Source organism: Bacillota bacterium, from assembly GCA_013314855.1.
In the GTDB taxonomy this organism is placed as follows: Bacteria; Bacillota; Clostridia; order Acetivibrionales; family DUMC01; genus Ch48.
In genome coordinates this window covers 1-7,559 of sequence record JABUEW010000164.1, presented here as the reverse complement: position 1 = coordinate 7,559, position 7,559 = coordinate 1, and the positions used below count along the sequence as shown (strand labels likewise).

4 protein-coding genes, 1 tRNA gene and 1 rRNA gene are annotated in these 7,559 nt (G+C 36.0%); 1 reads left to right on the top strand and 5 read right to left on the bottom strand.

Annotation, left to right across the window (positions count from 1 at the left end):
• Nucleotides 1-413: 413 nt before the first annotated feature.
• From HPY74_18775 to HPY74_18765, 3 genes are all read right to left on the bottom strand, one after another.
• Nucleotides 414-3,857 (bottom strand): TSCPD domain-containing protein, encoded by a 3,444-nt coding sequence (locus HPY74_18775; protein ID NSW92660.1) that lies wholly within the window; start codon nucleotides 3,855-3,857, stop codon nucleotides 414-416.
• Nucleotides 3,858-4,335: 478 nt separating this feature from the next.
• Nucleotides 4,336-5,274 carry a ribokinase gene (gene rbsK, locus HPY74_18770; protein NSW92659.1) on the bottom strand — a complete coding sequence of 313 codons (939 nt, stop codon included), beginning with the start codon at nucleotides 5,272-5,274 and terminating at the stop codon, nucleotides 4,336-4,338.
• Nucleotides 5,271-5,612, bottom strand: a complete 342-nt coding sequence (locus HPY74_18765) for a nucleoside hydrolase (protein ID NSW92658.1) — start codon at nucleotides 5,610-5,612, stop codon at nucleotides 5,271-5,273. The genes rbsK and HPY74_18765 overlap by 4 nt, the downstream gene beginning before the upstream one ends.
• A 480-nt stretch (nucleotides 5,613-6,092) precedes the next feature.
• On the opposite strand from HPY74_18765, the gene HPY74_18760 reads away from it, so the two are divergent.
• Nucleotides 6,093-7,325 (top strand): putative glycoside hydrolase, encoded by a 1,233-nt coding sequence (locus HPY74_18760; GenBank protein ID NSW92657.1) that lies wholly within the window; start codon nucleotides 6,093-6,095, stop codon nucleotides 7,323-7,325.
• 30 nt (nucleotides 7,326-7,355) lie between these two features.
• On the opposite strand, the gene HPY74_18755 is transcribed toward HPY74_18760, so the two are convergent.
• Together HPY74_18755 and rrf are read right to left on the bottom strand one after the other, a co-directional pair.
• Nucleotides 7,356-7,431 (bottom strand) — tRNA-Asn (locus tag HPY74_18755).
• Nucleotides 7,432-7,437: 6 nt separating this feature from the next.
• Nucleotides 7,438-7,555 (bottom strand): 5S ribosomal RNA (gene rrf / locus HPY74_18750).
• Nucleotides 7,556-7,559 lie beyond the last annotated feature (4 nt).

Sequence of the window (7,559 nt, the reverse complement as noted above, 5' to 3'; positions counted from 1 at the left end):
ATTTTATCATTTCTATATCTTCAGGACTAAATGTCCTACCTGAAAATGTTCTATTAGTATTGTTCATGACTTGATTACCTACCTCCCCCAAGTCTACTATACAATACTAATCTTGTACGTGTCCAACCCGGTTTTGCGAAAATATTTTTTTGCTACTCTCTATAACTCTTGTTTTCTCTTTCTTTTAAATTCGTGCTTCATCTCTGTATATAATCCAATATTACATTTTTATAACCATAATTAGTAGATTATCTTTAAATATCAAAAATTTTCTCACTATTTTAATTAAATTGCAATTACCTTTGTGCTATTAGGGCACATTTTCTTCTATAGTAAAAACAAGAGAGGAAACATAAAGGAATACCAATATGTTTCCTCTCTTACAGGAGGTTTGAGTATTTAAATGAAATTATTTATCCACACTTTGAGAAACCACAATCTCTACACACAACACATCCACCCTCATGTTCCAGCTTTTTTCCGCAATCAGGGCAATAAACATATTTTAACTCTTTTTCAACATCAAAATCCTGGTACTTCGACAGAATTTGAAGTTCTTCCTCCTTACCGTTACCATTATTTTGAAGATGCATTACCTTTTCAATTACTCTTCCTATTGCATCCGGGCAGGACATAACCTTTAAATCTTTTTGTCTTATAGTGGTTGCACATCTTATTCCTTTAAGCTGTTCAACTATAGATTTTACATCCAATCCCGACCTTAACGCAATAGATACAAGCCTACTGGTAGCTTCTGACTGGGATGGACATCCTCCTCCTCTACCCAGGTTAGTAAACACTTCACATATGCCGTATTCATCATAATTTACCGTTATATAAAGATTGCCGCAACCAATCTTTACTTTTTCGGTGAAGCCGGTTGTAATATCAGGTCTTACCCTGGGAGCAATGTGCTTTATTATTGTACCTTCCGGATTATCAGCACCTTTATCTCTTTCTTTCGCTTCTTGTGCTTCTTTTCCTTCTTGTACTTCTTTCGTTTCTTTACCCTTTACACTTCCTATATTCAGCACCTGACTATCTCTGCTGCCATCACGGTAAATGGTTACTCCTTTACAGTTGGTTTTATAAGCAAGTTCAAATACCTTCCTTACATCATCCCTGGTAGCTTCATGCTTGAGGTTGACTGTCTTTGAAACAGCATTGTCGGTATACTTTTGGAATACCGCCTGCATCTTTACATGCCATTCAGGAGTAATATCGTGAGATGTAACAAAAACGTCCTGAATTTGGGTAGGGATTTCAGCGAAACCTTTTATTGTCCCTTTCCTTGCTATTCTTTTCATTAATTCATCAGAATAAAAACCATTTTTAACCGCTATTTCTTTAAAGATGGGGTTAACTTCCACAAGTTCATCATTATCCATTACATTCCTTATATAGCATATTGCGAAAATAGGTTCTATGCCGCTGGATACACCCGCTATAATGCTTAATGTGCCGGTAGGAGCAATGGTTGTAGTTGTGGCATTTCTTAATTTTATACCTTTATCTTTATAAATGCTCTTATCATAAAAAGGAAATACTCCTTTTTTCTCCGCCAACTCCATGGATGCCTTCTTGGATTCTTCCTGAATAAATCCCATAACCTTTTCTGCAAGGTCAATTGCTCTTTGGGAATTATAAGGTATGTTTAACCTGCAGAGCATGTCAGCCCAACCCATAATGCCAAGACCGATTTTCCTGGTACCCTTTGCCATCTTGTCAATCTCAGGAAGAGGGTATTTATTGACATCTATCACATTATCAAGAAAATGCACTGCTTTCCTTACGGTATTTCTTAATTTGCTAAAATCAACCTCATATCCTTTCTGAGTCTTTTTTAACATGAGGTTTAAGTTAATTGAACCGAGGTTACATGCTTCAAAAGGAAGAAGAGGCTGCTCCCCACAATTATGGACTACAATACCTTGTGCAATCAAAGAATTAGTTTCTCTTTCGTTAATATCATATACCTCTACTTCTTCATCCTCCTCAACTGCAACTACTCTTGATACAAATTTAGTTTTCTTTCTTGAAAGCCTTGCAGCTTTTTTGAGTTTCTCGTTTTTTTCCTTGTGTAGGAGGTTTCCTATAGTTTCAGAGAAATTGTACATATCATCTTCATTGATAATAAGTTCGTAATAGATTCCTCCCGTATACGTCCTCTCATTGCCTTCAGCATCAATATATGTAAACGTGTTTTGATTTAGCTTTTCCCTCTTATAAATTGAACTGAATACGCCTAGATTCAGTAATAACAACTGGACATCCTTCAACAAATGCTCCGACGCAGAGGACAATCGTATATCACGGTGATTTTCATCAATATAGTTAACCGTTCCATCAGCACTGAATAAACCATTCAAATATGCCTTTACAGTCTCTTCCGAAGAAGTAAAAATAGCTTTGGGAACGCGTTTGCTCGCGGCTTTTACCTGTTTTAAACCATAATCCCTAAGTTTTGTAACAAAATCCTTTCTTTTATATGTTACCTGCCATGTACCGTTTTCTCTTTGGCTTGCTTTACGTACACCGGCACCATACTTGTAGGCAATCTCATTTAATTCCTCACAAAGGTAATATTCATCTTCTGCAAACGCGACACCTATTGTATCTCCAACCGAAGTCAACCATCCGTCTCCTGTTACCCATCCAAGGAATAATCCCACATCCTTGCCTATCGTATCATTATTAGCGAATCCGCCTTTACCCGACTGAACCAATACATAATCATTCTCATTAAGTTGCCATGCTTCTTTCCAACCTTCCAGGGTTAGTACTCTGTGATCCCTAGTTACTTTTATTTCTTGCCCATTACTTAATATAACTTTGACTGTTTTCTTCACACCTGTCTTAAATACTCTGGCTTTCTTTATGGAAACGCCATTAATCATATATTCCCTGTAATTTCTAATTACAGTATCTCCTTTTACCCTGTTGTCTACTATAATTTCAAATTCTCCACCATCGCCATATTTCTCATAAAGTTCTTTAACCGAAATTAGCCCATTTGCTGTAGAAATTAGTGTATCCGGATGGAAACACGGATTAGTAGATTCTATCTCTCCCAATTCCGGCGTAACGTTATCCCTATTTAACCTGTCAAGGAATATAATTCCCGGCTCACCATTATTCCAGGCATTATCGATTATCATATCAAATATTTCTCTTGCACTCTCCTGGCATACCGGCAAACCTGTCCTGGGATCTATCAAATCATATTTTTCATTATTCTCAACAGCTTTCATAAATTTTTCTGTTATGCCTACACTTATATTAAAGTTTGTTATATCCTTATTATCTTGTTTACAAGTTATAAATTCACGTATGTCAGGGTGGTCTACCCTTAGTATGCCCATGTTTGCCCCTCTTCTTGTTCCTCCCTGCTTTACGGCTTCAGTAGCGGCATTAAACACTTTCATAAAGCTGACAGGTCCACTTGCAACACCTCCAGTGGATTTTACGGATGACCCTTTAGGCCTAAGCCTTGAAAAACTAAACCCTGTGCCTCCCCCACTTTTATGTATAAGTGCAGCATTTTTTATAGACTCAAATATACCTTCCATTGTATCTTCTACAGGAAGGACAAAACATGCACTAAGCTGTCCCAGAGGTCTTCCGGCATTCATCAGTGTCGGCGAATTTGGCAGAAATTCAAGATTGGCCATCATTTCGAAAAATTCATCCTCTATTTCTTTTAATTTTGAAGAATCCACATAGCCTGAGTCAGCTTCAGCAACTGTTTTAGCCACCCTCCTGAACATGGCTTCAGGATTTTCCAGAAGGTTACCATTTTCATCTTTTGCCAGGTATCTTTTTTCCAAGACTTTAATTGCATTATCAGTAAGGTTCATAAATATGTTTCCCCCTTAAATTTGAAGTGTTACTACATTTAGTATTGATTATTAATATCGGCACAATATATTGTATTCGTTTTTATCTCATATGTCAATATTACAAAATATATTTTTTTTGGGGGCGCATTTTCAAATTTTGAAGAAAATGCCGGAAGTAACATTTTTGCCACGAAGTGAATTTACAGGCTCTTAAGACTTGGAGCATTTAGTTACCGGAAGCATTTTCTTCATAAAAATAAAATGCGCCCAATACGACAAAGCAATTGAAAAATATAGTTCATTACTTTAAAATTAAATTACTTGGCAAGGTGTCCGGATAATTCCGGAATGATGTCAGGATGACCGGAATATACAAATTGGATAATTTTCGTGTTTTATAGATGGATTTAGGCGGCAAGCAAGATAAGGATTGAAGAAGCTCAAAAAATACTAAGGATTGGGTAAAGGATACAATATAATTGAAGTACTTCCAACTTTATATCCTATCCATAAAAGCCTCTACCTGCTCCATATTTGGCATGGCTTCCTGTGCTCCTTTTGCTGTGACAGCAAGGGATGCGACTATATTTGCAAATTTTACACAATCTACTAACTCTCTGTTTTGAGATAACGCAAAAGCCAAGCCGGCGTTAAACGAATCCCCTGCTGCTGTAGTATCTACAACATTCACTTTAGGTGCAGGAACATGAACAAACCGTTCTCTTTCAACAATAAATGCACCTTTTTCTCCTGCTTTAGCAATGACAGTTTTAACTCCTCTGTCCAGGAGTTTGAATGATGCTTTCTTAATATCCTCTTCGGTATCAATCTTACCCCCTGTCAAAACTTCAATTTCCGTTTCATTTGGAGTAATATAGTCAACATACTCAAGAACTTCATCCTCTAAAGGAACAGCAGGAGCGGGATCAAGTATTATTATCTTCTTGTTTTGTCTCAATGTTTTTTGAGTTTCTTGCACTTTCTTCATACAAAACACAACTGTTTCAAGGGGTATCTCCAGCTGAAACAGGAATATATCACTCTCAAGGATGTAGTTGAGTTTGCGGTTGATAAATTCAGTATCCACCTTGCCATTTGCGCCTGGAATAACAACAATATGGTTTGCGCCTGAACTATCTACTTCTATTACTGCAACTCCTGTAGAAGTGCCGGGTTCAATATCTATGCCGTCTATTTTCACGCCATTGTTTTTAAGCACCTCTAGATATTTTTTGCCATAAAAATCATCTCCAACTTTACCAACCATTCTTACGTTTGCTCCCAGCCTGCCTGAAGCTACAGCCTGATTGGCTCCTTTACCCCCTGTATAAGTTCCGAATTCTTTTCCTGTAACGGTTTCTCCAGGTCTTGGAAAACGTTCAACAGTAGCTACCAGATCCATGTTCAAACTACCAACGACACATATGCTTTTCATGCTAAAATCCTCTCCATAACTGTATTTATAATGTAATCTACTGCATGAATCTCTTTATTATATGTAAAATCATCCATATCTTTGGAATACTGGCATGGAATTTGCAAATCGTCCTCCCTATTTATTATTGGCTGTTTGCATCCGGCATAAACAGGTATATCTCTTTCCGCCAATTTTAAAAGTTTTCCTGCTATTTTAGCCCTTGCATCAGTATTCCTGAAAACAGTTGTTATTCCGATTATTTCAACCTCAGGTGAATTTAATGCAAATGATATGGCCAAAGCGTCATCAATGTCATCTCCTATATCTGTATCAATTATTATTTTTCTTTTATCCACTATATCTCCTCCAATATTCAACCTTTATTTAACCTGCCTTTTATCCAAGTATGACTAATAAAAATGCGCGTATCATTCACTAAATAAATATTTATACTAATTATAATATATTATAATATAAGTTTTAATATAATACTACAATAAAATGCTATTAATTTATTGTTTTTGGCTTTTTTACTTTTATAAACGTTTTATATCGCTATATGAAATATAGTCACAAACAGTTTACTTATAATATTTAATAATTGATTGTATTAATATGGTAATGACACTGATATTGGCAAAAATCTTAAACTAAAGTATAATTTAAGTTGGAAAAGACATTAAGGCAACAATAAAAAATACTATAGATAATACGGAGGCACTATGAAACATAGCATTATAAAAAGTGTAATACTTGGTATATTATTAGTATCGCTTGTAGGAAGCTCTATAGCATTTTATGTTTATTTTAATAATCAAAGCCACCGCCATAACAACATGGAAAAAGGACAGAACAGGACAATACAGGATAATTCTAATATAGGTAATTCAGACAAAAGTGGTCAACATGATGATACAGGCAACAATAACAATAATACAGACAATAACAATGCTTCAGGAGAAAATACTGATCCACAAGGAACTGATACTGAAAATACCGCTAATAAAGATGACGAAAACAATAACGAGAATAATAATCCGGATTATATTCAGACTTCGCCTGTAAAAAAACCTGACAATGTAAAAGCCCTCTATCTTACAGGTTGGACTGTGGGAACCGCAAGTAGTTTAGATTATTTCATTCAATTGGCTAAAAACACGGAAATAAATTCTTACGTAATAGATATAAAAGATGACGATGGATTTGTAGGTTATGAATCCAGCATACCTGTTGTAAGGGAAATAAATGCCTGGAAAAAAAAATTTGATGTTGATAAAGTAATAAAAACTCTTCATGATAATGGTATTTATGTTATAGGAAGACTGGTCTGCTTTAAAGACCCCGTCCTTTCATCAAAAAGAGTTGACCTTGCAGTAAAAAACATTTCTGGAGGGCTTTGGAGGGATAACAATAATAAAACATGGTTAGACCCCTATAACCGCGATTCATGGCCATATATTATAGATATTGCAAAAGAAGCGGTTCAAAAAGGGTTTGATGAAATACAGTTTGACTATATACGTTTCCCAAATGATGGTGATAAAAAAGCAATGAGTTTTAATCCCAATGGTAAAGAAAAATATGAAGTAATAAATGATTTTTTAGCTTATGCAAAACAGGAACTTCCTGGTATCATTTTATCTGCTGATGTTTTCGGCATTATTTGTGAAAGCCCTGAAGATACCGAAGATATTGGTCAGTACCTTGAACTGATTGGTAAAGATATTGAATATATTTCACCTATGGTTTACCCATCTCATTATGCTTTCGGACAGGTTGTGAATAATGTCAAATTTTTAAAACCAGACCTTGAACCATATGCCGTTGTATATAATTCACTTATAAAAGCGAAAAATAGACTTAATCAGATAGAAAATTATAAAGCTGATATCAGGCCTTATCTTCAAGGTTTCACCGCTCCATGGCTTAAGCAAGGTAATTACCAGGTGTATGGTCCAAAACAGATAAGAGAACAAATTCAAGCTGTATATGACGCCGGCTTAAAGGAATGGATTATATGGGATCCATCAAATAAATATCCTGAAGACGCTTTTGAAAAAACCGAATAAAAAAGAGGTGGATAATAATTATCTACCTCTTGGCTCCTCAAGTAGGACTCGAACCTACGACCCTGCGGTTAACAGCCGCATGCTCTACCAACTGAGCTATTGAGGAATATAAATCCGGCAGAGACCTACTTTCCCGGGACGTCGCCATCCAAGTATCATCGGCGCTTGAGAAGCTTAACTTCCGTGTTCGGGATGGGAACGGGTGTGTCCTTCTCGCTATTTCCACCGGAAATC

What these genes read in the sequence shown, in the direction of transcription:
- rbsK (NSW92659.1), bottom strand. Translation starts at nt 5,274, where the DNA reads ATGAAAAGCATATGTGTCGTTGGTAGTTTGAACATGGATCTGGTAGCT.
- HPY74_18775 (NSW92660.1), bottom strand. Translation starts at nt 3,857, where the DNA reads ATGAACCTTACTGATAATGCAATTAAAGTCTTGGAAAAAAGATACCTG.
- HPY74_18760 (NSW92657.1), top strand. Translation starts at nt 6,093, where the DNA reads ATGGAAAAAGGACAGAACAGGACAATACAGGATAATTCTAATATAGGT.